Below are 26,739 nucleotides of genomic sequence, written 5' to 3'. Positions count from 1 at the left end.
GTTGCGCCCGTGCGCGGAGTCGCCCACGTCAACGTCGCGGCGATCGAGCGCAACGTCGCCGCCCTGCTCGCCGCCACGACCGGCGGCGCGGCGCTGTGCGCGGTCGTGAAGGCCGACGGCTACGGCCACGGCGCGGTGGCGGCCGCCCGGGCCGCGCTCGCCGGCGGCGCGCGCTGGCTCGCGGTGGTGACCGCCGAGGAGGCCGCGGAGCTGCGGGCCGCCGGCATCCGCGCGCGGCTGCTCGTGCTCGGTCCCCTCGACGCGGACGACCTGCCCCGCGCGCTGGACGCCGACGCGGACGTCGTGATCTGGGAGCGAGAGGGCCTCGAGCGCCTGCGCCGCCTGGAGCGGCCCGCCCGGGTCCACGTGAAGCTCGACAGCGGGATGGGCCGCCTGGGCCAGCGCGATCCGGCCGAGGCGACGCGGATCGCCGAGGAGCTCGCGGCCGACGGGCGGCTCCTCCTCGCGGGCGCGATGACGCACTTCGCGTCGGCCGACGAGCCCGGGGGACGGTTCCTCGACGAGCAGCTGGACCGCTTCCGCCGGTGGGCCGAGCCGCTGCGCGAGGCGCACCCGGGGATCGTCCTGCACGCCGCGAACAGCGCCGCGCTCCTCGCGCGGCCCGCCAGCCACCTCGACCTCGTCCGACCGGGCGTCGCGATCTACGGCCTCGACCCGTTCCAGGGCGATCCCGCCGATCACGGCCTGGAGCCGGCGCTCGAGTGGCGCAGCCGCCTCGTGTCGGTGAAGCCGCTGGAGGCGGGGGAGAGCGTCGGGTACGGGCGGCGGTTCGTCGCCGACGCCGCGACCACCATCGGGACCGTGCCGCAGGGCTACGCCGACGGCGTCCGCCGGGCGCTCGCACCGGGCGGCGGGGAGGTCCTCGTCGGCGGGCGGCGGGTCGCGATGGCCGGCACGGTCTCGATGGACAGCTTCGGCGTCGACCTCGGGCCCGGCGCCCAGGACGCCGTCGACGCGCCGGTCCGCCTGATCGGACGCGACGGCGACGCGCGGCTGTCGGCCGAGGAGGTCGCGCGGCGGCTCGGGACGATCAACTACGAGGTGACCTGCGGCATCGGCGCCCGCGTCCCGCGGGTCCACCACCGCGACGGCCGGCCGCTCGATCCGGACCCGGCGTGAGCGCGCTCCTCGAGCTCGTCCGCTCGGCGCTCGCGGGGGAGGACGCGTGGGTCGTCGGCGGGGCGGTCCGCGACGAGCTGCAGGGGCGGCGCAGCGACGACCTGGACCTCGCGGTCCCGGACGCCGACGCCGCGCGTCGCGGTGCGCGGGCGATCGCGCGCGCCGCCGGCGGGCACGCGTTCGCCCTCTCGGACGCGTTCGGCGCCTGGCGGGCGACCGGTCCGGGGAGCGCCCCGGCCTGGCAGGTCGACCTGACCCCGCTGCAGGGCGCGGACCTCGCGGCGGACCTCGCGCGCCGCGACCTGACCGTCAACGCGATCGCGCGACCGCTCGCCGGGGGGCCGCTCGTCGATCCGCACGGCGGGGCGGCGGACCTCGCCGCGGGTCGCCTGCGCCTCGTCGGCCCCGACGCGCTCGCCGCCGATCCCGTCCGCGTCCTGCGGCTCGCGCGCTTCGCGGCGCAGCTCGGCGCCGAGGTGGAGCCGTCCGCCCTCGCCGCCGCCCGCGCGGCCGCCCCGGGGCTGTCCGGCGTGCCGGGCGAGCGGCTGCTGCCCGAGCTGGCGCGGATCCTCGTCGCCGCCGAGCCGGAGCGCCGCACGCGCGGCCTCGACGTCGCCGCGCGGTCCGGCGCGCTCGCGGCGCTCCTGCCGGACGCCGCGGACGACGACGGCGCCCTGGCCGGCGGGACGACCGACCTGCTCGCCGCGGTCCTCGACGGCGAGGCCCTGCGGCACGTCGCGCCCGATGCGCGCGTCGCGCTCGCCGCCCGGCTCGCCGACCCGGACCGGCGCCTCGCCGTCGCGCTGGGCGTGCTCCTGCGCCACGCCGCGGACCCGGACGCGGCGCTCGCGCCGTGGCGGCCGAGCCAGCGCCTGCGGGACCGCGTCGGCCGCCTCGCGGCGGCCTCGCGCACGCTCGACGCCGCCGCGCTGGCGCGCCTGGCGCGGCCCCCGTCGCGCGGGCCGGTGGCGCTCGCCGGACCTCCGGCCGCGGGACGCGCTCGCCGTCGTGCGCTGCTCGCGCTCGGCGACGTGGCGCCCGAGGGCGTGCTGCTCGCGGCGGCCGCCGGGGACGCGACCTCCCCGGCGTGCGACCCGCAGCTCGACCTCCTCGGGCGCGCCCTGCGGTGGGGCGAGCACCCGCCCCGCCCGCCGGTCGACGGCGGGCGACTCGCGGAGGCGCTCGGTCTCCCGCCCGGGCCGCTGCTGGGGCTGCTGCTCGAGGAGCTGACGTGGCGCGCCGACGACGGCGAGGTCGCCGACGCGGAGGCGGCGCTGGCCCTCGCGCGCGCGCTGCGCGAGGGCGCCGGCTGAGTCGGCTCCGCCCCGGACGCCGCCGGTCGCCGGCGGCGCCCGGCTAAGGTCCCGGCATGGCCGACCACGATCCCGACTGCGTGTTCTGCAAGATCGTCGCCGGGGAGCTCCCCGCGCGGGTGATCGAGGAGGACGAGCGGACGATCGCGTTCCTCGACATCAGCCCGGCGACTCCCGGGCACGCCGTCGTGATCCCGCGGGCCCACACCGCGGACGTCACGACCGCCTCGCCCGAGGACCTGGCGGCGGTCGCCGCGACGGGCCAGCGGGTGGCGCGCCGCGCGCTCGACCAGCTCGATGCGATCGGCGTCAACCTCCTGAACAACTGCGGCGCCCGCGCCTGGCAGACCGTCTTCCACCTGCACCTGCACGTCATCCCGCGCTACGAGGACGACGGCATGCGCCTGCCCTGGATCCCGACGCCGGGCGATCCCGACGCGATCGCCGCCGTGCACGCCCGCCTGACCGGCTGAGCCGCCCGGCGAGCGGACCCGCACCCTCGCGATGCCCGCCGCGGTCCGCGCCGGCCACCGGCTGTACTACCGCGACGTCGGCGCGGCGCTCGGCGACGCGGCTCCCGTCCTGCTCCTCATGGGCCTCGGCGGGTCGGGGCGCCTCTGGTGGCGCCTCGAGCCGCACCTCGTGGCGGAGCACCGGCTGCTCGTGCCCGACGGCCTGGGCACCGGCCGCTCGGACCGGCTGCGCGGGCCCCTGAGCATGGGCGGCATGGTCGCGGACGTCCTCGCGGTGCTGGACGCCGCGCGCGTCCCGCGGGCCCACGTCGTCGGCACCTCGCTCGGGGGGATGCTCGCCCAGCAGGTCGCCCTCGCCGCGCCGGACCGCGTCGCCTCGCTCGTCCTGACCGCCACGACGGCGATCGGGCGGGGCACGCTGCTCGGCCTCCCGTGGCGCTCGGCGGTCCTCGGCGCCGCCCGGCCGGTCCTCGGCCACGCCGCGACGGTCCAGCGGCTCGTCCCGACGCTCTACGGGCCGCGGACGATCGCCGAGCATCCGGAGCGGATCGCCGAGGACATGCGCCACCGTCGCCAGGACGCGACCCCGGCAGCCACCGCGGCGGCGCAGCTGGCCGTCGCGGCCCGCCATGACGTGCGCCGGCGGCTCCGCGAGCTCGGCGACCGGCCGGTGACCGTCCTGCACGGCAGCGCGGACGCGCTGATCGACGTGCGCCACGGGCGCGCGCTTGCAGCCGGGATCCCGGGCAGCCGATGGGGGATGATCGAGGGTGCCGGGCACCTCCTCCTCACCGACGCCGAGGAGGACGTCGCCCGTGCCGTCGTGCGGCACCTGTCCGGGGCCGAGGCCGCCGACGGGGCCGCGCCCCCCGCCCGGCCCGTCCGCTCGGACGCTCGTCCGGGCCGGCCGCGGTGACGCAACTTCATCCCCCTGGAGGGTTTCCCACCACCATGAGCAGTCGTCGTCTCATCGCCACCCTCGGAGCCGCCGTGGCCGCCTCCGCGGTGCTGCCAGCCGTCGCGGGCGCGGCGACCTCCGTCAAGGAGGTCGGGGAGCTCAACGACGGCAAGGCCCCGCGGTGCCCCGAGTCCTGCTCGGTCGTCACCCGCACCACGGGCATCCCGACCTCGGTCACCGGCAACAAGAGCTTCTACAACGTGCCGGCCAACGGCCGGATCGTCGCCTGGACCGTCACGCTCGGCGCCCCCGCCGCGGCGGACGTCACCGCGCTGAACAAGCAGCTCGGGCGGGCGAAGGCGCAGCTCGTCGTGCTGCGCCGCGGCAAGAGCGTCAACGCGACCGTCGTCGCCGCGACGACGGCGAAGACGCTCGACCCGTACTTCGGCGGCGCCGTGACGTTCGCCCTGCCGACCTCGCTGGCGGTCCGCAAGGGCGACGTCCTGGGCCTGAGCGTCCCGTCCTGGGCGCCGGTCCTCGTCCAGGGCTACGACAACAGCACGTCGTGGCGCGCGAGCCGCCCGAAGGGTCGCTGCGGCGGCTCGACGGAGGAGCGCAAGCAGGACTACTACGTGAACACGACGCTCGCGGCGGGGAAGTCGGGCACCTTCAACTGCCTGTACAAGAGCGAGCGCATGGCCTACAGCGCGACGTTCGTCCCGACGCCGACGCGCCGCAGCTCGTCCTCCAGCCGCGGCGCCTCCTCCCGCGTGCGCGCCGCGGGCGTCACGCTGCGCTAGGGGCGCTCCCGCGGGCCGGCCGGGCCCGGGGTCGGAGCCGCGGGCCGGGCCCGGGCTCGGAGCGGTCGTCCGTCCGGGCCGCGGGACGTCCCCGCGGTCCCGGGCGCTCCGCTGGAGCGCCTACCGGCAGACGCCGGGGTTCGTCTCGCAGAACTCGTTGAACTCGCTCGGCGAGGAGCCGCCGGAGGAGGACGAGCCGCCGCCCGAGGAGGACCCGGAGCCGGACCCCGAGCCGGAGCCGGACGAGGAGCCGCCGCCCGACGAGCCGGAGGAGCCCGACGAGCCGCTGCCGGTCGCCGCGCCGCCGGAGGTCCCGCCGGACCCGGACGAGCCGCTGCTGCCCGACGACGTCCCCGAGCCGGAGCCCGAGCTGCCGGAGCCCGACGAGCTCGAGCTCGAGCTCGAGTCGCCGTCGTCCGAGCTGGGCGGCGCGGGGCTCGTGGTGACCGAGAGGTCCTCGAGCGACCCGGCGTCGCCGCCGGAGCCGCTGCCGTCGGCGCTCTCGCCGCTGGGCGGCTTCAGCGCCGGGGCGCGGTCGGGCTGGACGTCGGAGACGGCGTCGCTGCCGCACGCCGTGACGCCGCCGGCCGCCGCGACCAGGAGGGTCGCGGTGAGGAGCGGGGGGAGGAGACGGGAGCGCAGCATGGGGACGCGGGGTCGGTCGGCCCGCGGGGGGACCCTCAGGCGGTCTGCGGCTCCATCCGGCGGCCGCAGGTGGGGCAGTCGTTGAGGTCGATCTGCGCCATCTGCTGGCACCAGGGGCAGTGCCGGAGGTTCTCGATCGACCAGGGGAGGTTCGACGGGCTCGGCGCCAGCGGGGTGAGCTTCGCGACGACCTCGAGCTCCTCGCCGCTGTCGCGGTCGTGGTAGACGTGCCCGGGCTGGGCCTCGATGATCACCTCGCGGCCCGTGGAGGGCGCGCGGAAGCGGTAGCGCTGACGGAGGGCCATGATGCCGTGGAATCTAGCGGCTCCCTGCGCCGCTCGTCCCGGTCGCGGACCGCCGTCAGGGCGTGGCGGGCCGCGCGAGGCGGCGCAGGTGGTCCAGCAGCCGGCCGGCGCGGCGGGCGCGCGGGAGCGCGCGCGGGGTCGCGCGGCGCACGACCTCGGCCAGCGCGCCGCCGGCGATGAGGTCGGTGACGTAGTGCTCGCCGAGGTAGACGAGGGCGAAGCCGAGCGTGCTGGCGTAGGCCCAGCCGATCGTCCCGCCGACGCGGCCCTCGTCCCGGAGGACCTGCGCGGCCGCGACCGAGGTGCCGAAGTGCAGGGACGGCATCGCCGCCAGCGGGTTGCCGCCGAGCGTGCCGTAGAGCTGCCCCCAGCGCGCGCCGAGCACCTGCTCGCCGTACTCGCGCATGAGCCGGCGCAGCGGCGGTCCGTCGCCCGTGTCGATGTGCCCGGCCTCGGCGGCGTACCACGGCGGCGCGGTCGGCAGCGCCCAGTAGACGACGGCGCCGAGATCGAACGTCCCGTAGATCCGGGCCGCCGCCTGGGGGAAGCGCTCCGGGCGGCGCAGCAGGACGTAGAGCGCCGTGGCGTGGGGCACCGCGAACCACACCCAGTGGCTCCAGACGAGCACGCGCTCCCAGGCGCCGAAGCGCCCGTGCCGATGCAGGCGCTGCTGCAGGCGCACGCCCGGCAGCCGGCCGAGGCCGAGGACCTCGTCGATCCGCACCGGGTACTCGATCCGCACGCGGGCGCGCAGGCGCTCGGCGTCGTCGGCCGGCATCTCGTACGCGGCGAAGTACGCCCACATCCCGAGGGTCGTGACCGCGGCGTCGCGCGTTCGCGACGGCGGCAGCGCGACCGTCAGCGCCACGGGGGCGCCGGCGGCGGCCGCCAGCACGGTGCGCGGACGCAGCCGCAGGCGGCGCCGGACGAGCGGTGCGGCGACCCCGAGACCGACGGCGGCCCAGGCGGCCGCGCGGATGGCCTTCGCGGTCGACACGACGGGCGGCAGCTTAGACGCGCGCCGGTCCGACCGGCGGGCGACCGCCTGCGCGCCACGCGCCCCGGGTCCCGGAATCCCCGGCTGGCCGTCCAGCCAGGGTGTGCGATGCTCCGCCGCATGAGCGAGTTCGAAGAGGTCGAGCGGTTCGAGACGGTGCGCCTGCTGCGCCACGAAGGCGCCGCGATCGTCGAGATGGACCGCCCGGAGGTCCGCAACGCGTGGAACAGCGCGATGGCCACCGGCCTCGTGGCCGCGCTCCGCGCGTGCCAGGGCGACGACGTGCGCGCGGTCCTCGTCCGCGGTGCCGGCCAGGGCTTCTCCGCCGGAGCCGACCTCGGCTCGTTCGGCGAGGCGGGCCTGCCGATGCTCCCGAGCGGCCGCGTGGACCTCGAGCGCGTCCTCCACGACCGCTACCACCCGATCATGCGCCTCGTGCGCGGGCTCGAGAAGCCGGTCCTCGCGGCCGTCGACGGCGCGGCGGCCGGGATCGGCATGTCGTTCGCGCTCGCGTGCGACCTCGTCACCGCGAGCGAGCGGGCGTCGTTCAACCACGCCTTCACGAAGATCGGCCTCGGCCCCGACGGCGGCGCCTCGCTGTTCCTCCTCGCGCGCGTGGGGTGGGCGCGGGCCTCGGAGATCATGCTCGAGGGTCGCCGGGTGGGCGCCGAGGAGGCGCTGCGGATCGGGCTCATCAACCGCGTCCTGCCGGTCGAGGGCTTCCACGAGGCCGCCGAGGCCCAGCTCCTCGAGCTCGCCACCGGCCCGACGGCGGCGTTCTCGGCCGGCAAGCGCGCGATCAACGCGCAGGTCCTGACGCAGTTCGAGCAGGTGCTCGCGCTCGAGGCCCGGGAGCAGTCGCGGATGTCCGAGACGGACGACTTCGTGGGCGCCGCGATGGCCTTCCTCCGCAAGGAGGAGCCGCGGTACGTCGGCCGCTGACGCGCGGAGGCCGATCGCGAGAACCCAGTCCAGGAGCGGGATCGCGCCCCCTCGGAGGGGGGTGGTTCCGCTCCGGCGGGCCCGTCACTAGAATCGCGGACGCTTTGCGACGCTCGAACCGGATCCCTCACCATTCCCGGGCCGTCCTGGGGACGCTGGCGCTGGCTCTCGGCCTCGCCTTCGCTCTGATGCTCGTGCTGGCTGGACCAGCCCATGCCGGCCTGCTGACACCGGAGAGCGGGGGTTCGCCCAACGCCGACCGGATCCACACCCTCTACGTCGTGGCGCTCGTCGTCGGCATCCTGATCTTCATCGGGACCGAGGGCGCGCTCCTCTACGCGATCTGGAAGTTCCGGGCGCGTCCGGGTGCCGAGGCCGAGCAGCTGCACGGCAACACGAAGCTCGAGATCGGCTGGACCGCCGGCGCCGCCGTCGTCGTCCTGATCCTCGGCATCGTGACCTTCGCCTTCCTGCCGGGCATCCGCAACCCGGACGACTCCGACGCCGACGGCTGGCCGATCCCGGCGTCGTACACGACGGCGAAGGACGCCAACCTCCTCCCGGACAACGGGAAGTCGCTGAACATCGAGGTCAACGGCCAGCAGTACGCGTGGCGGTTCGTCTACCCCGACGGCGACAAGGACCGGCAGAACAACGTCTACACGTACGAGGAGCTCGTCGTCCCGACCGGGACCACGGTGACCCTCGACGTGCGGTCCTCCGACGTCGGCCACGCCTGGTGGATCCCGAAGCTCGGCGGCAAGGTCGACGCCCTGCCCGGCTACACCGGTCACACGTGGTTCAAGGTGCCCTCGTCGGCGCTGCGCAACGACGACGAGCGCCGCAACGGACGCATCTTCACCGGCCAGTGCGCCGAGCTCTGCGGGCGCAACCACGCGAACATGACCGCGCGCGTGCGCGCGGTGACCCCGGAGCAGTTCACCGCGTGGCTCGCGCGCCAGCAGCGCGCGATCACGGCGGCCGGCCAGGGCGCCGTCGACTACCGCAAGAAGCAGCAGCAGGTCGACGAGCAGGCCGCGCGCGAGGGCGAGGGCCTGGAGGCCCCGGCCCGCTCGAGCGCCGCGCAGCCCGAGCCCGAGTCCGCGGCCTCGAACCCCGCCCCCTGAGCGTCCGACCCGATCACTGAGGAAGAACGATGGCCACCGCCACCGCAACCCCGATCCCTCAGGTCGTCGCCCACGACGTCCAGAAGCCCATGCGCGGCTGGGTCGACTGGGTCACCACGACCGACCACAAGAAGATCGGGATCATGTACCTGGTCCTCACCTTCGCCTTCTTCGGCGTCGGCGGGGTCGAGGCGCTCCTGATCCGCACGCAGCTCGCGGTCCCGGACAACTCGTTCCTCGAGTTCCAGACCTACAACGAGCTCATCACGATGCACGGCACCACGATGGTGTTCCTGTTCGTGGTGCCCGTGATGGCCGGCTTCGGCAACTACTTCGTGCCGCTGATGATCGGCGCGCGGGACATGGCGTTCCCGAAGCTCAACGCGCTGTCCTTCTGGATGCTCGCCGCGGGCGGCCTCGTCTTCTACGCCTCGGTCTTCTTCAACCCGCCCGAGTGCGGCTGGACGTGCTACGTCCCGCTGGCGTCGAAGGACTACCTGCCCAACGGCGGCGTCGACGCCTGGATCTTCCTCGTCCACCTCACGGGCATCGGCTCGATGGTGGGCTCGATCAACTTCTACGTGACGATCGCGAACATGCGCGCGCCGGGCATGACCTGGAGCCGGCTGCCGCTGTTCTGCTGGTCGATCCTCACGTACTCCGTGCTGCTGATCCTCGCCCTCCCGGCGATCGCCGCGGCCGTGACGCTCCTGCTGACCGACCGCCACTTCGGCACGAACTTCTACGACCCGGCCGAGGGCGGCTCCCCGCTCCTCTGGCAGCACCTCTTCTGGTTCTTCGGGCACCCCGAGGTCTACATCATGGTGCTGCCCGGGTTCGGCATCATCTCGGAGGTCCTGCCGGTCTTCGCCCGCAAGCCGATCTTCGGCTACAAGGCGATCGCCGCCGCGACCCTCGTGATCGCGTTCCTCGGCCTCATGGTCTGGGCGCACCACATGTTCACCACGCCGAGCCCGAGCGTCGTGCTCGTGTTCTTCATGGTGAGCTCGATGCTGATCTCGATCCCGACCGGCATCAAGATCTTCAGCTGGATCGGCACGCTGTGGAAGGGCACGATCGTCTTCACGACGTCGCTGCTCTACGCGGTCGGCTTCGTCGGCACGTTCCTCATCGGCGGCATCACCGGCGTGTTCCTCGCGATCTACCCCGTCGACTGGCAGCTGCACGACACGTACTTCGTCGTCGCGCACTTCCACTACGTCCTCATGGGCGGCGCGGTGTTCGCGGTCTTCTCGGGCCTCTACTACTGGTACCCGAAGATGACCGGCCGGATGATGGACGAGAAGCTCGGCAAGTGGAGCTTCTGGACCATGCTCGTCGGCTTCCACACGACGTTCCTCGTGCAGCACTCCCTCGGCCTGGACGGCATGCCGCGACGGATCGCGGAGTACGCCGACCACGGCCACTGGGGCACGCTGAACCTCATCTCGACGATCGGCGCCTACATCCTCGGCGTCGGCATCCTGCTCACGGCGATCAACGCCCTGCGCAGCCTGAAGCGCGGTCCCGTCGCCGGGCCCGATCCGTGGAAGGCGAACACGCTCGAGTGGTTCACGCAGTCGCCGCCGCCGCAGAACAACTTCGACAAGGTGCCCCGCGTCCGCTCGGTCGAGCCGATGAAGGACATCCGCGCCGAGATCGACCGGCGGCAGGGCACGCCCGCCCCGGCGACCACCCCGGCGGAGCAGCCGGCGTGACCTCCCGCCTCCCCGAGCGCGGGGGGTGGTGATCGACGTGCCGACGCCGATCTCCGCACCCCGCCCCCTGGCCGGCGCGCTCGTCGCGCCGGGCCTCCGGCAGCGCGTGGCCGACCTCGTCGCGCTGACGAAGCCGAAGGTCCAGCTGCTGCTGCTGCTGACGACCGTCACGGCGATGTACGCCGCCGGCAGCCCGTCGCCGGAGCTCGTGCTGCTGACGCTGCTCGGCGGCTCGCTCTCGGCCGGTGGCGCGAGCGCGATCAACCACTGGTTCGATCGCGACATCGACGCCCACATGCCGCGGACGCAGGACCGTCCGATCCCGTCGGGTCGGATGGAGCCGCACGTCGCCCTCTGGGTCGGCCTCTGGCTGACGATCGCGTCGTTCCTGCTGCTCGCCGTGGCCGCGAACATGACGGCGGCCCTGCTCTCGCTCGCCGGGTTCGCCTGGTACGTCGGGATCTACACGATGTGGCTCAAGCGCCGCTCGACGCAGAACATCGTCATCGGGGGCGTCGCCGGCGCCTTCCCGCCGATGGTCGGCTGGGCGGCGGTCACCGGCGGCTTCGCCTGGGAGTCGATCTACCCGTTCCTCATCGTCTTCGCGTGGACGGCGCCGCACTTCTGGGCGCTGTCGCTGCTCGTGAAGGACGACTACGCCGCGGCCGGCGTCCCGATGCTGCCGGTCGTCCGCGGCGAGCGCGCGACCTACCGCGCGATCACCGCCTGGTCGGCGATCACGGTCGTCGTCTCGGTGCTGCCGGTGGCCACCGGCACGTTCGGCGCGATCTACCTCGTCGCCGCCGTCGTGCTGGGCGTCGAGCTCCTGCGCCGCTCGTGGCTGCTGCAGCGCGACGGCACCCGCGCCCGCGCCCTGGCGCTGCACCTGTTCGCCCTCGCCTACCTGGCCGCGCTGTTCGCCGCGATGGTGGCCGACGCCAAGCTCTAGGACCCTCCCGGAGGAAGAAGCACTCCCATGGACCGCAACCTCGCCAAGCGCAACCTGCGCGACGCGCTCATCAGCGGCATCGTCGGCCTCGTGATGTTCCTGCTGACGTTCGTCGCCGCCGTCGTCTACCTCGCCTAGTCCCGATGAGCGACCTCGAGAAGCCCATCCCGCCCGCCGGCGACGAGATCCACCTCCCCGGCAACAGCGCTCAGCCGCTGCTGCTCACGGTCGGCGTGACGACCCTGCTCGTCGGCCTGACCACCACCTGGTGGCTCATCGCCGTCGGCCTGATCGTCACGATCGGCGTCCTCGTGGCGTGGATCCGCGACACGATCCGCGAGACGAACGCGCTGCCGCTGCACCACGACGAGCACTGAGGGCCGACGAGCCCTCGCGGCGGCGCGAGGCGCCGCCGTGCCGACCTGTCCCGCGCGTGCGGACAGGACGCCCGACCGCCCGCGGCCTCGCCGCGGGCGTCGTCGTTCCGGGCGCCGATCGGCGTCCGCGCTCAGGCGGTGCCGACCGCGGAGGGGCCGGCGTCGCGCCCGCGGCGCGCCTCGCCGGTGCGCTCCTGCGCCCAGGCGTGGATGACGTCGCGGACCGACACGACGCCGACGACGTCGGGACCGTCGACGACCATGAGGTGGCGGAAGCGGCCACGGGCCATGGCGTCGGCGGCGTCGTCCAGCGACCACTCGGGCGACGCGTAGACGACGGAGGACGCCACGTGGTCGCCGACGTGGACGGCGTCGAGGTCCAGGCCCTGCGCGACGGCGAGCAGGACGTCGCGCTCCGTCACGATCGCGTGTCCGTTGCCGTCCGGGTCGCGCACGACGGCCGAGCCGACCTTCCGCGCGGCCATCTGCGACGCGGCCTGGCGCAGCGTGTGCGCGGGGCCGACCTCGAGGATCGTGGTGGTCATCGCGTCGCGTACGAGCATCGCGGCTGGTCTCCTGGTCGTGGGCGTCGTCTCGTGCCGATCCGCACAAGTGCCGTCATCCTACCGCTCGTCGCAACGGTTGGCGAGCGGGCGCGGCGAGCGGTAGCGCGCCAACTTCGACGGGCCGTTGATCCGCCCGGGGGAGGTGCCCGTACCCATCACGACATGCAGCGCCCCGACACGATCTTCATCCGGACCGCGCTCTACGAGGAGGCGCTGTCCATCCTCGAGCAGGAGTACGCGTCCGACCTCACGGTCGCCGAGCTCGCCGGCCGCGTGGCCTGCTCCTGCCGCCAGCTGCAGCGCTCCTTCCAGGAGGTCGGCGGCACGAGCTTCCGCACCGCCCTCACCGGCATCCGCATGGACCGCGCGGCGGAGATCCTCGCCAGCGGCCCCGTCTCGGTCCGCGACGCGGCCCGGCAGGTCGGCTACCGCCAGCCCGCGCAGTTCGCCAAGGCCTTCCGCCGGCACCACGGGATGTCCCCGTCGCAGTACCGCGTCCGGCGCCACATCGGGCGCCTCGGGACGCTGCGCGAGTCGCTGCAGCGCCCGGTCGAGGCGGCCTGATCGGCCCTCGCGGCGCGCGCCGACCGCGCGCGCCCCGGTTCGTCGAGCGGCGCCCGCCGACGACCGCTGCCGCTTGACTTCATTTTGTAAAGTATTGGGCAGAGCGCGTCGCACGTCGCGTCGCGCGTCCGGATCGACGAGGATCTCCACATGCCCGACCCCGAGAACGTCATCGTCATCGGCAGCGGACCGGCGGGATACACCGCCGCGCTGTACACCGCGCGCGCCGAGCTCGAGCCGCTCGTGATCGAGGGCTGGAACTGGGGCGGCCTGCTCCAGCAGACGACGGACGTCGAGAACTTCCCCGGCTACCCGAAGGGCATCCTCGGGCCGGACATGATGCAGGACCTGCGCGACCAGGCCGAGCGGTTCGGGGCGCGCCTGCAGACCGAGCAGGTCACGAAGGTCGAGCTCTCCGACGAGCCGGGCGGCCTGCACTCCGTGTGGGTCGACGACACCGAGCACCGCACGCGGACGGTGATCGTCGCCACGGGCGCCGAGCACCGGAAGCTCGGCGTGCCCGGCGAGGACGAGCTCGGCGGGCGCGGCGTCTCGTACTGCGCGACGTGCGACGCCGCGTTCTTCAAGGATCGCGACACGCTCATCGTCGGCGGCGGGGACAGCGCGATGGAGGAGGCGATCTTCCTCGCGAAGTTCGGCCGGTCCGTGACGATCGTGCACCGCCGCGACGAGTTCCGCGCCTCGGCGATCATGCTCGACCGCGCGAAGTCGGTGGAGAACATCACGTTCCGCACCCCGTACACGGTCGCCCGCTTCGAGGCGGCGCCCGGCGACGGCTTCACGCCGCTGCAGCAGGTCGTCCTCGAGCACGCCGAGACCGGGGAGGAGGAGACGCTCGAGATCGCGGGCGCCTTCATCGCCATCGGCCACGACCCGCAGAGCGAGCTCGTCCGCGGGCAGCTGGAGCTCGACGACGAGGGCTACGTCGTCGTCGACGGCGTCACGACGCAGACGACGCGGCCGGGCGTGTTCGCCGCCGGCGACCTGATCGACCCCTCCTACCGCCAGGCGATCACCGCAGCGGGCTCCGGGTGCAAGGCCGCCCTGGACGCCGAGCGGTACCTGCGCGACGTGCCCCGCGCCGAGCAGGGCACCGGCGCCGCGGCCGCGGCCGCCGCCGAGGCCGCCTAGGCGACCCCCGCCGTCGGAGCGCGCCGGCCGTCGGCGCACCCGGCGGCGGGCCGCGACCCGCCGTCCGTCGGGTCGACCGCGACGTCCGGCAGGAGGTCGTGGCACCATGGAGAAGGATGTCGATCGATCCCGGTCGATCGTCCGGAGCGGCTGCGCCGCCCGGCCGTCGGGATCGACTGCAACGTCGAGACCGGGCGCGATACCTCAGGCCGCCCCCGGTGTTCTACGAGGTGACCATGGCGATGGAACAGCACACGTACAGCTTCCCCAAGGTGACGCCCTGCGACCCGCGCGAGCTGCGGGAGGACCTCCGCGCCGCCCGGCGCGAGTCCGTCGCCAGCGAGCGTCAGCGCGAGGCCGACCGCGCCCAGCGGCGCCCGGCCACCGTGCGCCGCGACGGCTGAGCCCACGCGGTCCGCGGGCACCGCGGACCACCGATCAGCGGCGTCGGCGGCTCGCCGGTGCCCCGCCGTCGTCGGCGACGGCGATGAGCTCGCGCACCGCGACCTGCACGCCCTCGGCGAGCACGTCGAGGTCGTCGACCTTGTCGAGATCGCCGAGGAGCCCGAACTCCGCGGTCCCCGCGTACGAGGTCACCGCGATCGCCAGCGACCGGCCGGGGGAGAGGAACGGCACCGGCACCATGCGCTCCATGCGCCGCCCGAGCAGGTGCATCGCCTGCTGGGGTCCCGGGATGTTCGTGACGAGCAGGTTGAAGCGGTTCGTGGCCAGCGGCAGCCGCGAGGCCTGCGCGAGCACCGTCGGCGGCGAGAACCCGTCGGCCGCCACGAGCTCGCTGGCGCCCACCGGGCGCCGGCCGGCCAGCGCCTCGGAGGTCGCCCGGCGGATCTGCTCCAGGCGCGAGCGCGGGTCGGGCTCCCCGACCGGCAGCGGCGCGTAGGTCAGCGCGATCGGGCGCGGATCGGGACCGTCGCGCTCGATCGCCACCGGCACGGCCGCCCGCAGCTCGACGCCGGCCGTCCGGAGGCCGCGGCCCTCCATCCAGTGGCGCACCGCGCCGCTGACCACCGCGAGGACCGCGTCGTTCACCGAGCCGCCGAACGTGTCCTTCGCGCGCTTGAGGTCGGCGAGGTCGACGGTCGCCCGCGCGATCCGCCGGTGGGGACCGATCGGCACGTTGAGCGGCGACGGCGGGGCGGAGGCCGGCCCCATCCCGAGCCGCGCGGCGACCGCTCCGGACGTGGCACGCAGGCGACCGGCGGCCTCCAGCGGCCGGCGCACGCCGTCGAGGACGGCCCGCAGCGGGGCGGTCAGCACCCGTCGACCGGCCCCGCCGATCGAGGACGCCACGAGCTGGGCCGTCGACGGGAGGGGCGGGGCGAGCCAGCTGTCGACGACGCGCTCGGGCTCCGGCGCGCGCTCGCCGTCGAGCAGCGCCGTCATGAGGTCGACGGCGTGGATGCCGTCGACGAGCGCGTGATGGGACTTCGTGATCACCGCGAAGCTTCGCGCGTCGACCGCCTCCACGAGCCACAGCTCCCACAGCGGCTTCGTCCGGTCGAGGCGCTGCGAGAAGCAGCGGGCCGCAGCGGCGAGCAGCTCGCCCTCCCCGCCGGGGACCGGCAGCGCCACGTGGCGGACGTGGTACTCGAGGTTGAAGCTCGGGTCGACGGCCCAGCACGGCCGCCCGAGGGGCACCGGCGGCACGACGATCCGGGTCCGGTAGCGCGGGATCGCGTGCAGGCGCGCCCGCACGTGCTCGCGCAGCTCCTCGATCGAGGGGGCCCGGCCGGCGAAGACCGCGACGCCCCCGACGTGCATGTGGGCGCCGCCGTGCTCGTCGCGCAGGAACGACAGGTCGGCGGCGGTGAGCTCGGCGAGAGCGGCGTCGGGCATCCGGGCGTCGGTCCTCCGCACGGGAGTCTACGGCGCGCCCGGGTCCCCTCCCGCACGGGGTCGACCGGGCCAGCCGGCCCCGGCGGCGCGACACTAGACTCGGGCCATGACGGCCCCGGCGGCAGTCTCGTTCCTCGTGGTGAGCACGGCGCTCGTCGCGCTCGGGTTCGGGGCGCTGTTCCTGCTCGGACTGCTCTGGCCCGGCAACGGCTCCGCCCAGCTGGACTGGAAGCCGACCCGCAGCGCGGAGCAGGCCGCCGTCGACGAGATCGAGGACCTGCAGCAGATGCTCAACGCGACGAACGAACGACGCCGCCGGCGCGGCGCCCCCGACCTCACGGAGGCGTCGCTCGAGCAGCAGGTCGTCGCGGACCGGATCGAGCTCCGCCGACGGATCGAGGCCGAGCGGCGGACGGACGCCTGATGCGCCTCCTGCTCGTCGGCGGCGGCGAACGCGGCCTGCGGCTCACCCGCACCCTGGCCGCGGACGGGCACGCCGTGCGCGTCGTCACCCGCGACGCCGCCCGCCACGACGCGATCCGCGACGCCGGCGGGGAGCCGTGGGACGGCGACCCCGACCGCATCGGGACCCTCCGCTACGCGCTGGACAACGTCACCGTCCTCGTCTGGGCCCTCGGCACCGCCGACGGCGACCCCGACGCCGTGCGCGCGCTCCACACCACGCGCCTGGAGATGCTGCTCGAGCGAACGATCGACACGACGGTCCGCGGGGTGCTCTACGAGTGCTCGGGGACCCTGCCGGTCGAGCTGCTGAGCCAGGGCGCCCGGACCGTCGAGCGGCTCTGCCGGCACAACGAGATCCCGTGGGGCCTGCTCTACCACGAGCCCGAGGACGCGGACGGGTGGGCGGCCTCGACCGCCGACGCCATCGAGCGGATCCTCACCCAGCCGCGCGGCTGAGCCCGCTCGGTCCTCAGCCGCGGGCGGCGAGCGTCGGCACGACGTCCGACACGCGGTCGAACAGCTCGCCGAGCATCCGGGCCGTCGCGCCCCAGATGAGGTGCTCGTCGACGACGTAGGCGTCGGTGAGGAACGGGATGCCGCGACGCACCAGGCGCTTGCGCTCGTAGCCGTCGCGCACCGCGGCGAGGTCCAGCTCGAGGACCGCGTCGACCTCGCGCGGCGACAGCTGCCACTCGCCCGGGTGCTCGATCCAGCCGACCACCGGGTAGACCGCGTAGCCGGTGACCATCGTGCCGACGGGCGGCAGCGCCCCGAGCACCTCGACGTTGCCCGCCGGCAGGCCGATCTCCTCCTCCGCCTCGCGGAGCGCCGTCGCGGTGAGCGACGGATCCTCCGGATCGGCGCGACCGCCGGGGAAGGCGATCTCGCCGGCGTGCCGGCGCATGTCGCTGCGCCGACGCGTGAGCACGACGTCGAGCCGCCCGTCCCGCTCCCGCAGCGGGACGAGCACCGCGGCGCGCGTCGACCCGCTCGCCGTCAGCCCGGCGGCGTGCTCCGGCGCCAGCAGCGCCTCGCGCAGGCGCGTCCGCAGCGCGTCGCCCCCCGCCGCCGTCACGCGACCCGGGCCACCCGCTCGACCCGCTCGTCGAACATGACCTCGCCGTCGAGGATCCGGTGCACGGGGCACTTCGTCGCGATCACGCGCAGCTTCTCGAGCTGCTCGTCGTCGATGCCCTCGCCCGCGTGGAGCACGAGCTCGATCCGCGTCGGGCACCCGCGCTCCGGGGCCGGCTGGTACCGGCACTCGACCTCGAGATCGCCGATGTCCCAGCCCTTGCGCTCGGCGTACATCTGCAGCGTGATCGCCGTGCACGACGCGAGGCTGCCGATCAGCAGCTCCTGCGGCGTCGGCCCGTCGTCGTGCCCGCCGAGCTCGGATGGCTCATCGACCACCACCGTGTGGGTCCGCATCCGGACCGCGTGGCGGAACTGGTCCTCGCGGACCGCGCGAGCAGCAACCTTCATCGTCGGGAACCTTCCGTGAGGGAGGGAGGAAGACCCAGTATGGCACCGCCCGATCCGCGGACGGACCTATACTGCCCCGGCCAGCTCGGGGCGTGGCGCAGCCTGGTAGCGCACCGGCTTTGGGTGCCGGGGGTCGCCGGTTCGAATCCGGCCGCCCCGATTGACAACCCCGGCCGCGGAGAGGACCGCCCACCTCGCCCCGGCCGCCCCCGGTTCGCATCCCGGGGCGGGCCGACCTCACGCGACCCCGGCCGCGAAGGGACCGCCCACCTGCCCCGGCCGGCCCGGTTCGGGCCCCGGGACGTCAGGGGCGCTGGGCGGTGAAGGCGCGCCAGGTCGTCGCGTAGACCGCGTGGGCCTCGAGGGCATCGGCGAGCTCGCCGAGCGCCGGTCCCCCGTAGGCCCGCAGGAAGGCATCGACGTCCGCCTCGTCCGCCCCGCGCGAGCGGAGGTCGAGCACGAGGCCGGCGACGTCCCACGCGGGCGGGCCGACGCACGCGTCCTCGAGGTCGTTCCAGCGCAGCCCGGCGGGCGTCCGCAGGAGGTTCGACACCGAGGCGTCGCCGTGGATCGGCTGCGCGTCGGCGCCGGCGAAGGCGGTCGGGGCCAGCGCGTGGAGCCGCGCGCGGAGGCGGTCGCGCTCCGCTGCGGGCAGCTCCGCCGTCGGTCGCAGTCCCGCCAGGAGCCGGTCCAGCCACGCGCGCACGTCGTCGAGCGGCCCGAGGGCACCGGGGAACTCCGCGAGCGTCGCGTGCAGCGCGCGCAGGGCCGCCCCGAGCTCGCGCGGCGGCGGAGGGGCGGTCGCCGGCTCGTGCTCGGCGAACGTCCAGAAGGTCATCCAGAGCCCGGCGTGGCGGTGCGGCCCCGGCGGCAGGAGGGGCGACGGCGGGATCGCGAGGTCCCGGGTCCCGAGGAACGCGCCGACCGCGAGCTCGCGCCGCAGCCACGTCGCGACGTCGTCGTGCAGGAGCGCGGTCGCCGTCATGACGCGCGCGACCACCGGCGCCGGACGCAGGTGCACGAGCACGTTGCTCGCCCCGGGCAGCCGGACGGCCTCCTCGCAGCGCACGCCGTGCGCTCGCGCGACGGCCTCCGCCGCGTCCGTCGCCGTCGCGGGATCGGGCATGCGACGACGCTCGCAGACCGCGGCGCCCGCGCACCCGTCGCGATCGGAATGGGACGTCTTACGGCTGGAATGCGTGAAACCGGACGAGATTTGGCAGTATTTGGGACGACCGCCGACTTCCCTCTACGGAGAGCTCGATCCAATGACGTTGCAGCTCGGGGACACCGCTCCCGATTTCCAGGCCCAGACGACGCAGGGCGAGATCCAGTTCCACGACTGGCTCGGAGACAGCTGGGGGATCCTCTTCTCCCACCCGGCCGACTTCACGCCGGTCTGCACCACCGAGCTCGGCGCGGCCGCCCGCCTCGCCCCGGAGTTCGAGAAGCGCAACACGAAGATCATCGCGATCTCCGTCGACGGCGTCGCGGACCACGAGAAGTGGGCCGACGACATCGAGGAGACCCAGGGCGCCCGTCCCGCGTTCCCGCTGATCGGCGACCCGGACCGGAAGGTGGCGGACCTCTACGGGATGATCCCGCCGGCCGCCGAGAACACGCAGACGGTCCGCTCGGTCTTCGTGATCGGCCCGGACAAGAAGCTGAAGCTCACGCTGACGTACCCGGCCTCGACGGGCCGCAACTTCAACGAGATCCTGCGCGTGCTCGACTCGCTGCAGCTGACCGCGAAGCACAAGCTCGCCACGCCGGCCGACTGGCAGCAGGGCGAGGACGTGATCATCACGCCGGCCGTCTCCGACGAGGAGGCCAAGGAGCTCTTCCCCGGCTACGAGACGATCAAGCCGTACCTGCGCAAGACGAAGCAGCCGCAGGCCTGACCCGCCCGTCGCGCCCCGCGCGCGACCCACGACGTCCCACGGGGCGCGGCCGCTGCGGCCGCGCCCCGTCGTCGTCTCCGGGGCCCCGGCCGCTCCCGGAGCGCGAAGGATGGCGCGCAGCCGCTCGTGGCGGGCGATGGGGCAGTCGCGTCGGGCCGGTCCGCCGGCGTGCAAGGATGGGGCCGTGTCGACGTTGGAGGAGCCCGGCGCCCGGCGCCCACCGAGCGGCGAGGCACGACGGTCGGACGTGCTGCGCGCGTCGCCGCCGATGTTCCGCACGCCGCTGATCGACCGCTTCACGCGCGTGCACCCGGCGGTCCCGCTCGTGCTCTTCGCGCCGGCGATCGTCCTCCTCGTGCTCGCCGCCGACCACCACGGCGCGTCGACGACCGCGCTCGTGGCGTTCGCCGTCGGCGGGTTCGTGCTCTGGGGCCTCGTGGAGTACTGGACCCACCGGGTCGCCTTCCACTTCGAGCCGGAGGAGGGGCTCGGCGCCCGCCTCCACTGGATGGTCCACGGCGTTCACCACGACCACCCCAACGATCCGCTGCGGCTCGTCATGCCGCCGGCGGTCTCCGTGCCGGGGCTCACCCTCTTCGTGCTGGCGTTCGTCGGCCTGCTCGGCACCGCCGACGGGCTGGCGCTCGGCGCCGGCTTCGTGCTCGGGTACCTCGTCTACGACACGACGCACCACCACCTGCACCATCGCCGGCCGCGCACGCGCGTGGGCCGCTGGCTGCGGGAGCTCCACATGCGTCATCACTTCCAGGACGACACCCGCGGCTTCGGCATCAGCTCCCCGTGGTGGGACAGCGTCTTCCGCACGACGCCCGACCGGGCCGGGCGCGACGCCGAGCGCCCTCGCGACTGACCGCGGGCGGCCGCGCCGCCCGGCGACCCGGACGGGCCGGCCCATCGACTACCGTGCGGCCACTCGCCCCCGTAGCTCAGCTGGATAGAGCAGCGGCCTTCTAATCCGCCGGTCGGTGGTTCGAATCCACCCGGGGGCGCTGCCGGATCGTCGCGGCCACGGCGGCGCCCGGAACGGGCTGGTGGCGGAGCACGCATCCGCGGCGGCGGCCTGTACCCTTGACCGCGCGCGGCGGACGTAGCTCAGTCGGTAGAGCTCCTGGTTGTGGTCCAGGCGGTCGCGGGTTCGAATCCCGTCGTTCGCCCCTCGCGCCGGCATCGGCCGGCCTCCTGCGACGGCGTCCCCCGGGACGCCGTCGGTCGTTCCGGGGTCCCGCGGCCCGCGGGCCGTGGGAGATCTCGTGCAGCGGACCCCGACCGCAACTTCCCGTCGGCGGGCCGGTTCCTACCTCTGACCGCGCGCGGCGGTCCCCAAGCCCCGGCTCGCCTCCCCCCAAGAGCGCGACCGGCGGCTCCGTCGCGCGGCCGAGACCCCCAACCGCAGGAGGAGACTCCATGTCCCGCTTCCGGACCCTTCCGCGCGCCACCGGTGCGCGCGTCGCCACCGTCCTCGTCGCCGCCGGTGCGGCGGCCGCCGTCGCCACGCCGATCGCCACCGGCGCCGGCGAGGGCAGCAACGTCCGCGCGGGCGAGCGCAACCCCGCGAACGGCCGCTCGCTGTCCAGCGAGACCCAGATCATCGCCTCCAACGGCGACTTCGGCACCCGCCAGTCCAACAAGGGCACCGGCGGCGGCGCGATCTACGGCTGCCGCGCGCCCGCCAGCGGCAAGGGCTGCATCGAGGCCGCGAACCTCAACAACGGCCAGGCGTTCAACTTCCGCTTCCGCGGCGAGTCGGGCGGCACGATCACGACGAACGCCACCGACAAGGACGCCTCGCGCCCGTTCACGACGAACGCCACCGGCGTCGCGACCGGCCTGAACGCCGACCGCGTCGACGGCAAGGACGCGCAGCAGATCGTCGACGAGGCCGTCTCGCGCACGAAGATGGGCGTCGTGAACGCCGAGGGCGCGCTCGCGAACCAGCGCGGCCTGTCGGCCTCCGCGCGCGAGGGGACCGGCAAGTACCTCGTGACCGCCGACGCGGACATCACGAAGTGCGTGCCGAACGTCACCGCCTACGGCGACGCTCCGGGCGCGCAGGCGGCGATCCAGCCGGTGGGCGCCAACCAGCTGCGGGTCTTCACGCAGAACAACCAGGGCGAGGCGGCCGACCGGCAGTTCGCCCTGACCATCAACTGCTGACCGCCTGAGGGTCGTCCCGCGGGACGACCCGAGGTCGCAGACGCGTCGCGGGAGCGCCGGGGGGACGGCGCCCGCGGCGCGTGGGGCACGCCCGCCCGGAGCGCACCGCTCGGGCACGAGGCGCCCCACCCACGCGCACGGCCGGCGGAGCGTGACCCTCCGCCGGCCGCGCGCCTGCTCGGGCGTCGGCCGGCGCCCGCTCCCCGTCAGCGACGCGGCGCCGGTCGGAGCCGCTCGCGCAGCGCACCGGCCGCGAACGCGCCGACGTCCAGCGCCACGCCGACGACCTGGCCCACGGGCCCCGAGACGAGCGCCAGCAGCGCGCGGTCCAGTGGCGAGGGCGCTCGATCCGGCATCGCGAGCTATCGTTGCCGATCCTCATGTCCACCGTCACGACGACCGTCACCGAGCTTCCCGAGTCCCGCGTCAAGGTCGAGGCCGAGGTGACCCCGAAGGCCGTCGAGCAGGCGCTCCTGGACACGGCCAAGATCCTCGGGCGCGACCTCCGCGTCCCCGGCTTCCGCAAGGGCAAGGTCCCGCCCCCCGTCGTCCTGCGCCGCTACGGGCGCGAGACCGTGCTGGACGAGGCGCTGCGGCGGTCGATCGGCGAGTGGCTGCAGGCCGCCGTCGAGGACGCGGGCATCTCGACCGTCGGCGAGCCGCACCTGCACATCGGCGAGACGCCGAGCGCGGGCGAGGCGATCACCTTCGACTTCGAGATCGGCGTCCGCCCCGTCGCCACGCTCGGCGACGTCTCCTCCCTGGAGGTCGGCCGTCGCGAGCCCCAGGCCGACGACGCGCGGATCGACGCCGAGCTCGAGCAGCTGCGCGAGCGCCAGGCGAAGCTCGAGTCGGTCGACCGCGAGGCCGCCGAGGGCGACACCGTCCTCGTGAGCTTCGTCGGCCGCATCGACGGCGAGGAGTTCGACGGCGGGTCCGGTCGCGACCAGCTCATCGAGCTCGGCTCGGGCCGCCTCATCCCCGGCTTCGAGGACCAGCTGCAGGGCGCGAGGAAGGACGAGGAGCGCGAGGTCCGGGTGACGTTCCCGGACGACTACGGCGCCGAGCACCTCCAGGGCGCCGAGGCGGTCTTCACCGTCACCGTCCACGACGTCCAGGAGCGCCGCCTGCCGGAGCTCGACGACGCCTTCGCCGAGTCCGCGGCCGGCACCGACACCCTGGCCGAGCTGCGCGAGGAGATCGGCGAGCGCCTGAAGGAGCAGGACGAGGCCGCCATCGAGCGCGAGTTCCGCGAGGCGGTCATCGACACCCTCGCCCTGCAGGCCGAGGTCGAGATCCCCGACTCGCTGGCCGAGGCCCGCGCCGGCGAGCTGCTGGACCGCACGCTGCACCAGCTCTCGCACCAGGGCATCTCCCGCGAGCTGTACTTCCAGATGACCGGCAAGACCGAGGAGGAGGTCGTCGCCGAGGCCCGCCCGGAGGCCGCTCGCAGCCTCCGCCGCGAGGCCGCGGTCGTCGCCTTCGTCGCCGCCGAGGACATCCAGCCGGCCGAGGGCGACCTGCTCTCCGCGCTCAGCGCGCCGGCCGCCCAGCAGGGCACGACCCCCGAGAAGCTGCTCAAGCGCCTCGACAAGCAGGGGCACCGCGACGAGCTCGTCTCCGACGTCGCCGAGCAGCAGGCGATCGAGCGCCTCGTCGAGCGCGCCACGGCGGTGAGCGTCGAGGACGCGAAGGCCAAGGGCCTGCTCTGGACGCCCGTGCCGGGCGACGAGGAGGACACCGGCGGCCGCCCGTGGGTCGCCGAGGAGCGCGCGGCCGCCGAGGCCGCCGCTGCCGAGGCCGGCGACGACGCCGGCTCCGACGAGGACTAGCGGACCCCGACGACGGGCTGCGGCCCGCGTCGCACCCCACGATCCGGTCCGGGTCCGTCGGCCGGACGCGTCCCGTGGCGGACGCCGCGGGTGCGCGCGGCCGGCGGCTCGTCGATCGGTCCTCGCGAGCCCTCGGCCCGGCTGGGCCGCGCAGCCCGGTTGGTAGGCTCCGCCCGGGTCGTTCGACCCCCGGCTCGCGGCGCTGCCCACCTGCCGTCCCACGAGCATCCGAAGTACACCGAGAGGCGAGTTCCCGCATGAGTCCCATGGTCCCGATGGTCGTCGAGCAGACGTCGCGCGGCGAGCGCGCGTTCGACATCTACAGCCGGCTGCTCAACGAGCGGATCATCTTCCTCGGGACCCCGGTCGACGACCAGATCGCGAACCTCATCGTCGCGCAGCTGCTGCACCTCGCCAGCGACGACGAGGACAAGGACATCTCGCTCTACATCAACTCGCCCGGCGGGTCGGTGTACGCGGGTCTCGCGATCTACGACACGATGCAGTTCATCAAGCCGCAGGTGCGGACGATCTGCGTCGGGATCGCGATGTCGATGGGCGCCGTGATCCTCGCCGGCGGCGCGCCGGGCAAGCGGATGTCGCTGCCGAACTCGAAGATCCTCATCCACCAGGTGAGCTCCGGGTTCCAGGGTCAGGCGACCGACGTGGACATCCACGCGAAGGAGATCATCGAGCTGCGTGGAAAGCTCGACCAGATCATCTCCACGCACTCGGGCACCCCGCTGGAGAAGGTCAAGCAGGACACCGAGCGCGACTACTTCATGGATCCCGAGGAGGCCAAGGCCTACGGGATCATCGACCGGGTGATCGACAAGGCCTAGCGCCTTCCGGTCCGGCGGCGACGAGCGAGAGGAGCAGGCACCCACATGGCACGAGCCAGCGAAGGCGGCGAGCAGCTCCTCTGCAGCTTCTGCGGGAAGTCGCAGCGCCAGGTCAAGAAGCTCATCGCCGGCCCCGGCGTCTACATCTGCGACGAGTGCATCGAGCTCTGCAACGAGATCATCGACGAGGAGCTCGCGACGCAGCCGGGCTTCGCCGTCGACCGGCTGCCGAAGCCGCAGGAGATCTTCTCGGTCCTCGACGAGTACGTCGTCGGTCAGGACGCCGCGAAGCGGACGCTCGCGGTCGCGGTCTACAACCACTACAAGCGCGTGCGGCTCGCCAGCGGCGAGCACCAGCGGCCGGCCGGCGTCGACGACGAGGTCGAGCTGCAGAAGTCGAACATCCTCCTGCTCGGGCCCACCGGCTCGGGCAAGACGCTGCTCGCGCAGACGCTCGCGCGGATCCTCAACGTCCCCTTCGCGATCGCCGACGCCACGGCGCTGACCGAGGCCGGCTACGTCGGCGAGGACGTCGAGAACATCCTCCTGAAGCTCATCCAGGCCGCCGACTACGACGTCAAGAAGGCCGAGACGGGGATCATCTACATCGACGAGGTCGACAAGATCGCCCGCAAGGCCGACAACCCGTCGATCACGCGCGACGTGTCGGGCGAGGGCGTCCAGCAGGCGCTCCTGAAGATCCTCGAGGGGACGCAGGCGTCCGTGCCGCCGCAGGGGGGTCGCAAGCATCCCCATCAGGAGTTCCTGACGATCGACACGACGAACATCCTGTTCATCTGCGGCGGGGCGTTCGCGGGGCTCGACGACGTCATCTCGCGCCGCGTCGGCCAGCGGTCCGTCGGCTTCGTCAGCGAGGACGAGGTCCGCGAGGAGCTGCCCGCCGACCGCGTCTTCGAGCACTGCCTGCCCGAGGACCTCGCCGAGTACGGCCTGATCCCCGAGTTCATCGGGCGCCTCCCGGTCGTCACCGCGGTGCGGCAGCTCTCGCGCGCCGACCTCATCCGGATCCTCACCGAGCCGCGCAACGCGCTGGTGCGGCAGTTCCAGACGAGCTTCGCCTTCGACGAGATCGAGCTCGTCTTCGCCGACGAGTCGCTCGAGGCGATCGCCGACAAGGCCCTCGACCGCCAGACCGGCGCTCGCGGCCTGCGGTCGATCCTCGAGGAGGCGCTGCTCGAGGTGCAGTTCGAGCTGCCGTCGCGCCGGGACGTCCGCAAGTGCGTGGTCACCCGCGAGACGATCAGCGACGGCCGCCCGCCGACGCTCGTCACCGAGGCCGTCGAGGACGACGAGCCCGGCCACGACGCGATCGCCGAGTCGGCCTGATCGCCGCCGGCGGGCGGGATCGCCCCCCTCAGGCGGCGTTCAGCGCCGGCGCGTAGCCTGGGTGGCATGCGCCTCCCCCTTCGCCGGACGAAGCACGTCGCCGCACGGCGCGCCGTGCCGTGGCTCCTCGTGCTGGACCTCCTGCGCGAGTCCCGCGACCACTGGAACACCCAGCTGACGCCGCGCGAGCGCAAGCGCGTGACCGCGCTGCTGAAGCAGAGCAAGGGCGTGCCGACGCGGCTGACCGCGAAGGAGCAGGACGAGCTGAAGGAGCTCGCGCTGAAGCTCGACCTGAAGCAGTTCGGCAAGCGCGCCGCGATCACCGCCGCGGGGGCGAAGATCACCGGGCGCGGCGGGCGCCGCCGGCGCTAGCCGTTCCGCGGTCCCTCGGGTCGTCGGTCGGTCGGGTCTCGTCCTCGTGGATCGGCACGAGGGTGGCTCGGCGTTGGGCTGGGGCCGGGAGGGACGTCCCCCGCGCCCCCGTCGCGCCCTGTGCGGTTGGGGCTGCGGCCTCGGGCTTGGGCGCTCCGAGGACTTGGCGCGGGGGACGTCCCTCCCGGCCTCTGCGTGGGTCGTGGCCCTGCGTTTCGGGCGGGCTTCGGTGGCCGCGGGTCGGGGTGGGGGCGCCGGGCCGCGAGCATGCGCCGCCCTTGGGGCTGGTCTGGGTCGGAGGCTGGGTGGCGGCGCAATGCAGCTCGCGGCCCGGCGCTGTCGCCCCGACCCGCTTCGCGCCATGGGGTTCGGAGCGTTGGCGCGGGCTGGTGGGCGAGCGGGGGGGGGAGCGCGTTGGGGGTGAGCGTTCCGTCTGGTGTGCGTGGCGGGTCTGGCTGGTCGGCGGCTTCGGTGCGGCGGCGTGGTGTGGGGAGGCG

General features: G+C 74.4%; 31 protein-coding genes and 3 tRNA genes. 25 read left to right on the top strand and 9 right to left on the bottom strand.

Features of this window, described 5'->3' with window-relative positions:
- The first annotated feature begins 9 nt into the window (after window positions 1-9).
- From alr to SK069_RS04720, 5 genes are read left to right on the top strand one after another with little or no spacing between them, the layout of a single operon-like run.
- Window positions 10-1,140, top strand: a complete 1,131-nt coding sequence (gene alr, locus SK069_RS04740; RefSeq protein ID WP_319953033.1) for an alanine racemase — start codon at window positions 10-12, stop codon at window positions 1,138-1,140.
- On the top strand, window positions 1,137-2,453 hold the full coding sequence (locus tag SK069_RS04735) for a tRNA nucleotidyltransferase/poly(A) polymerase family protein (protein WP_319953032.1): 1,317 nt from the start codon (window positions 1,137-1,139) through the stop codon (window positions 2,451-2,453). The genes alr and SK069_RS04735 overlap by 4 nt, the downstream gene beginning before the upstream one ends.
- Window positions 2,454-2,509: 56 nt before the next feature.
- Window positions 2,510-2,926, top strand: a complete 417-nt coding sequence (locus SK069_RS04730) for an HIT family protein (protein WP_319953031.1) — start codon at window positions 2,510-2,512, stop codon at window positions 2,924-2,926.
- A 31-nt stretch (window positions 2,927-2,957) separates the two neighbouring features.
- Window positions 2,958-3,842, top strand: a complete 885-nt coding sequence (locus tag SK069_RS04725; RefSeq protein WP_319953030.1) for an alpha/beta fold hydrolase — start codon at window positions 2,958-2,960, stop codon at window positions 3,840-3,842.
- A 35-nt stretch (window positions 3,843-3,877) separates the two neighbouring features.
- A complete protein-coding gene (locus SK069_RS04720; RefSeq protein WP_319953029.1) occupies window positions 3,878-4,624 on the top strand; it encodes a hypothetical protein in 747 nt (248 codons plus the stop codon).
- 120 nt (window positions 4,625-4,744) lie between these two features.
- Here the strand turns inward: SK069_RS04720 and SK069_RS04715 are convergent, their stop codons facing one another.
- From SK069_RS04715 to SK069_RS04705, 3 genes are read right to left on the bottom strand one after another with little or no spacing between them, the layout of a single operon-like run.
- Window positions 4,745-5,269, bottom strand: a complete 525-nt coding sequence (locus tag SK069_RS04715; RefSeq protein ID WP_319953028.1) for a hypothetical protein — start codon at window positions 5,267-5,269, stop codon at window positions 4,745-4,747.
- Window positions 5,270-5,304: 35 nt separating this feature from the next.
- Complete coding sequence (locus SK069_RS04710) at window positions 5,305-5,574, bottom strand: hypothetical protein (RefSeq protein WP_319953027.1); 270 nt, start codon at window positions 5,572-5,574, stop codon at window positions 5,305-5,307.
- Between the two features lie 55 nt (window positions 5,575-5,629).
- Window positions 5,630-6,571: a phosphatase PAP2 family protein gene (locus SK069_RS04705; RefSeq protein WP_319953026.1), complete on the bottom strand. Its 942-nt coding sequence runs from the start codon at window positions 6,569-6,571 to the stop codon at window positions 5,630-5,632.
- Between the two features lie 120 nt (window positions 6,572-6,691).
- On the opposite strand from SK069_RS04705, the gene SK069_RS04700 reads away from it, so the two are divergent.
- From SK069_RS04700 to ctaF, 5 genes are all read left to right on the top strand, one after another.
- Window positions 6,692-7,513: an enoyl-CoA hydratase-related protein gene (locus SK069_RS04700; RefSeq protein ID WP_319953025.1), complete on the top strand. Its 822-nt coding sequence runs from the start codon at window positions 6,692-6,694 to the stop codon at window positions 7,511-7,513.
- Between the two features lie 188 nt (window positions 7,514-7,701).
- Entirely contained in the window at window positions 7,702-8,640 is a 939-nt protein-coding gene (gene coxB / locus SK069_RS04695) for a cytochrome c oxidase subunit II (protein ID WP_319953024.1), read from the top strand.
- A 29-nt stretch (window positions 8,641-8,669) separates the two neighbouring features.
- Window positions 8,670-10,358, top strand: coding sequence for a cytochrome c oxidase subunit I (gene ctaD, locus SK069_RS04690; protein ID WP_319953023.1), 1,689 nt, complete (start codon window positions 8,670-8,672; stop codon window positions 10,356-10,358).
- A 28-nt stretch (window positions 10,359-10,386) separates the two neighbouring features.
- On the top strand, window positions 10,387-11,307 hold the full coding sequence (locus SK069_RS04685; RefSeq protein ID WP_319953022.1) for a heme o synthase: 921 nt from the start codon (window positions 10,387-10,389) through the stop codon (window positions 11,305-11,307).
- 143 nt (window positions 11,308-11,450) lie between these two features.
- Complete coding sequence (gene ctaF, locus SK069_RS04680) at window positions 11,451-11,684, top strand: aa3-type cytochrome oxidase subunit IV (protein ID WP_319953021.1); 234 nt, start codon at window positions 11,451-11,453, stop codon at window positions 11,682-11,684.
- Window positions 11,685-11,815: 131 nt separating this feature from the next.
- On the opposite strand, the gene SK069_RS04675 is transcribed toward ctaF, so the two are convergent.
- Complete coding sequence (locus tag SK069_RS04675) at window positions 11,816-12,247, bottom strand: CBS domain-containing protein (RefSeq protein ID WP_406628226.1); 432 nt, start codon at window positions 12,245-12,247, stop codon at window positions 11,816-11,818.
- 165 nt (window positions 12,248-12,412) lie between these two features.
- Here SK069_RS04675 and SK069_RS04670 point away from each other — a divergent pair, with 165 nt between their 5' ends.
- From SK069_RS04670 to SK069_RS04660, 3 genes are all read left to right on the top strand, one after another.
- Window positions 12,413-12,814 (top strand): helix-turn-helix transcriptional regulator, encoded by a 402-nt coding sequence (locus tag SK069_RS04670; RefSeq protein ID WP_319953019.1) that lies wholly within the window; start codon window positions 12,413-12,415, stop codon window positions 12,812-12,814.
- A 150-nt stretch (window positions 12,815-12,964) separates the two neighbouring features.
- Window positions 12,965-13,966, top strand: coding sequence for a thioredoxin-disulfide reductase (gene trxB / locus SK069_RS04665; RefSeq protein ID WP_319953018.1), 1,002 nt, complete (start codon window positions 12,965-12,967; stop codon window positions 13,964-13,966).
- A gap of 236 nt (window positions 13,967-14,202) precedes the next feature.
- Window positions 14,203-14,370, top strand: a complete 168-nt coding sequence (locus SK069_RS04660) for a hypothetical protein (protein ID WP_319953017.1) — start codon at window positions 14,203-14,205, stop codon at window positions 14,368-14,370.
- Between the two features lie 34 nt (window positions 14,371-14,404).
- Here SK069_RS04660 and SK069_RS04655 read toward each other — a convergent pair whose 3' ends face one another.
- Window positions 14,405-15,823 (bottom strand): wax ester/triacylglycerol synthase family O-acyltransferase, encoded by a 1,419-nt coding sequence (locus SK069_RS04655; RefSeq protein ID WP_319953016.1) that lies wholly within the window; start codon window positions 15,821-15,823, stop codon window positions 14,405-14,407.
- A 106-nt stretch (window positions 15,824-15,929) separates the two neighbouring features.
- Between SK069_RS04655 and SK069_RS04650 the strand changes: the two genes are divergently transcribed.
- Window positions 15,930-16,247 (top strand): hypothetical protein, encoded by a 318-nt coding sequence (locus SK069_RS04650; protein WP_319953015.1) that lies wholly within the window; start codon window positions 15,930-15,932, stop codon window positions 16,245-16,247.
- Window positions 16,247-16,744, top strand: a complete 498-nt coding sequence (locus SK069_RS04645) for an NAD(P)H-binding protein (protein WP_319953014.1) — start codon at window positions 16,247-16,249, stop codon at window positions 16,742-16,744. Before SK069_RS04650 ends, SK069_RS04645 begins: the two co-directional genes overlap by 1 nt.
- Before the next feature lie 13 nt (window positions 16,745-16,757).
- On the opposite strand, the gene SK069_RS04640 is transcribed toward SK069_RS04645, so the two are convergent.
- Both SK069_RS04640 and SK069_RS04635 read right to left on the bottom strand, forming a co-directional pair.
- Window positions 16,758-17,363: an NUDIX hydrolase gene (locus SK069_RS04640; protein ID WP_319953013.1), complete on the bottom strand. Its 606-nt coding sequence runs from the start codon at window positions 17,361-17,363 to the stop codon at window positions 16,758-16,760.
- Entirely contained in the window at window positions 17,360-17,773 is a 414-nt protein-coding gene (locus tag SK069_RS04635) for an OsmC family protein (RefSeq protein WP_319953012.1), read from the bottom strand. Before SK069_RS04635 ends, SK069_RS04640 begins: the two co-directional genes overlap by 4 nt.
- 86 nt (window positions 17,774-17,859) lie before the next feature.
- Between SK069_RS04635 and SK069_RS04630 the strand changes: the two genes are divergently transcribed.
- Window positions 17,860-17,933: transfer RNA gene (locus SK069_RS04630), tRNA-Pro, on the top strand.
- 144 nt (window positions 17,934-18,077) lie between these two features.
- Here SK069_RS04630 and SK069_RS04625 read toward each other — a convergent pair.
- Entirely contained in the window at window positions 18,078-18,899 is an 822-nt protein-coding gene (locus SK069_RS04625; RefSeq protein WP_319953011.1) for an aminoglycoside phosphotransferase family protein, read from the bottom strand.
- Between the two features lie 142 nt (window positions 18,900-19,041).
- Here SK069_RS04625 and SK069_RS04620 point away from each other — a divergent pair, with 142 nt between their 5' ends.
- The 5 genes from SK069_RS04620 (at window position 19,042) to SK069_RS04600 (ending at window position 21,849) form a co-directional block, all read left to right on the top strand.
- Window positions 19,042-19,674 (top strand): peroxiredoxin, encoded by a 633-nt coding sequence (locus tag SK069_RS04620; protein WP_319953010.1) that lies wholly within the window; start codon window positions 19,042-19,044, stop codon window positions 19,672-19,674.
- Window positions 19,675-19,858: 184 nt separating this feature from the next.
- Window positions 19,859-20,545, top strand: coding sequence for a sterol desaturase family protein (locus SK069_RS04615; RefSeq protein WP_319953009.1), 687 nt, complete (start codon window positions 19,859-19,861; stop codon window positions 20,543-20,545).
- A gap of 65 nt (window positions 20,546-20,610) precedes the next feature.
- Window positions 20,611-20,684 (top strand) — tRNA-Arg (locus SK069_RS04610).
- Between the two features lie 92 nt (window positions 20,685-20,776).
- Window positions 20,777-20,849, top strand: a tRNA-His gene (locus tag SK069_RS04605).
- Window positions 20,850-21,099: 250 nt separating this feature from the next.
- Window positions 21,100-21,849, top strand: coding sequence for a hypothetical protein (locus SK069_RS04600; protein ID WP_319953008.1), 750 nt, complete (start codon window positions 21,100-21,102; stop codon window positions 21,847-21,849).
- A 206-nt stretch (window positions 21,850-22,055) separates the two neighbouring features.
- Here SK069_RS04600 and SK069_RS04595 read toward each other — a convergent pair whose 3' ends face one another.
- Window positions 22,056-22,205 (bottom strand): hypothetical protein, encoded by a 150-nt coding sequence (locus SK069_RS04595; protein ID WP_319953007.1) that lies wholly within the window; start codon window positions 22,203-22,205, stop codon window positions 22,056-22,058.
- 24 nt (window positions 22,206-22,229) lie between these two features.
- Here SK069_RS04595 and tig point away from each other — a divergent pair, with 24 nt between their 5' ends.
- The 4 genes from tig (at window position 22,230) to SK069_RS04575 (ending at window position 26,242) form a co-directional block, all read left to right on the top strand.
- Window positions 22,230-23,681, top strand: coding sequence for a trigger factor (gene tig / locus SK069_RS04590; RefSeq protein ID WP_319953006.1), 1,452 nt, complete (start codon window positions 22,230-22,232; stop codon window positions 23,679-23,681).
- Window positions 23,682-23,938: 257 nt separating this feature from the next.
- Window positions 23,939-24,523 carry an ATP-dependent Clp protease proteolytic subunit gene (locus SK069_RS04585; protein ID WP_319953005.1) on the top strand — a complete coding sequence of 195 codons (585 nt, stop codon included), beginning with the start codon at window positions 23,939-23,941 and terminating at the stop codon, window positions 24,521-24,523.
- A gap of 45 nt (window positions 24,524-24,568) precedes the next feature.
- Complete coding sequence (gene clpX / locus SK069_RS04580; RefSeq protein WP_319953004.1) at window positions 24,569-25,870, top strand: ATP-dependent Clp protease ATP-binding subunit ClpX; 1,302 nt, start codon at window positions 24,569-24,571, stop codon at window positions 25,868-25,870.
- Window positions 25,871-25,936: 66 nt separating this feature from the next.
- Window positions 25,937-26,242, top strand: coding sequence for a hypothetical protein (locus SK069_RS04575; RefSeq protein ID WP_319953003.1), 306 nt, complete (start codon window positions 25,937-25,939; stop codon window positions 26,240-26,242).
- Window positions 26,243-26,739 lie beyond the last annotated feature (497 nt).

Origin of the sequence: Patulibacter brassicae, assembly GCF_033949425.1 — a bacterium.
Taxonomy (GTDB): domain Bacteria; phylum Actinomycetota; class Thermoleophilia; order Solirubrobacterales; family Solirubrobacteraceae; genus Patulibacter; species Patulibacter brassicae.
The sequence above is the reverse complement of the archived record's forward strand: the minus strand, read 5'-3'. Positions and strand labels throughout refer to the sequence as shown.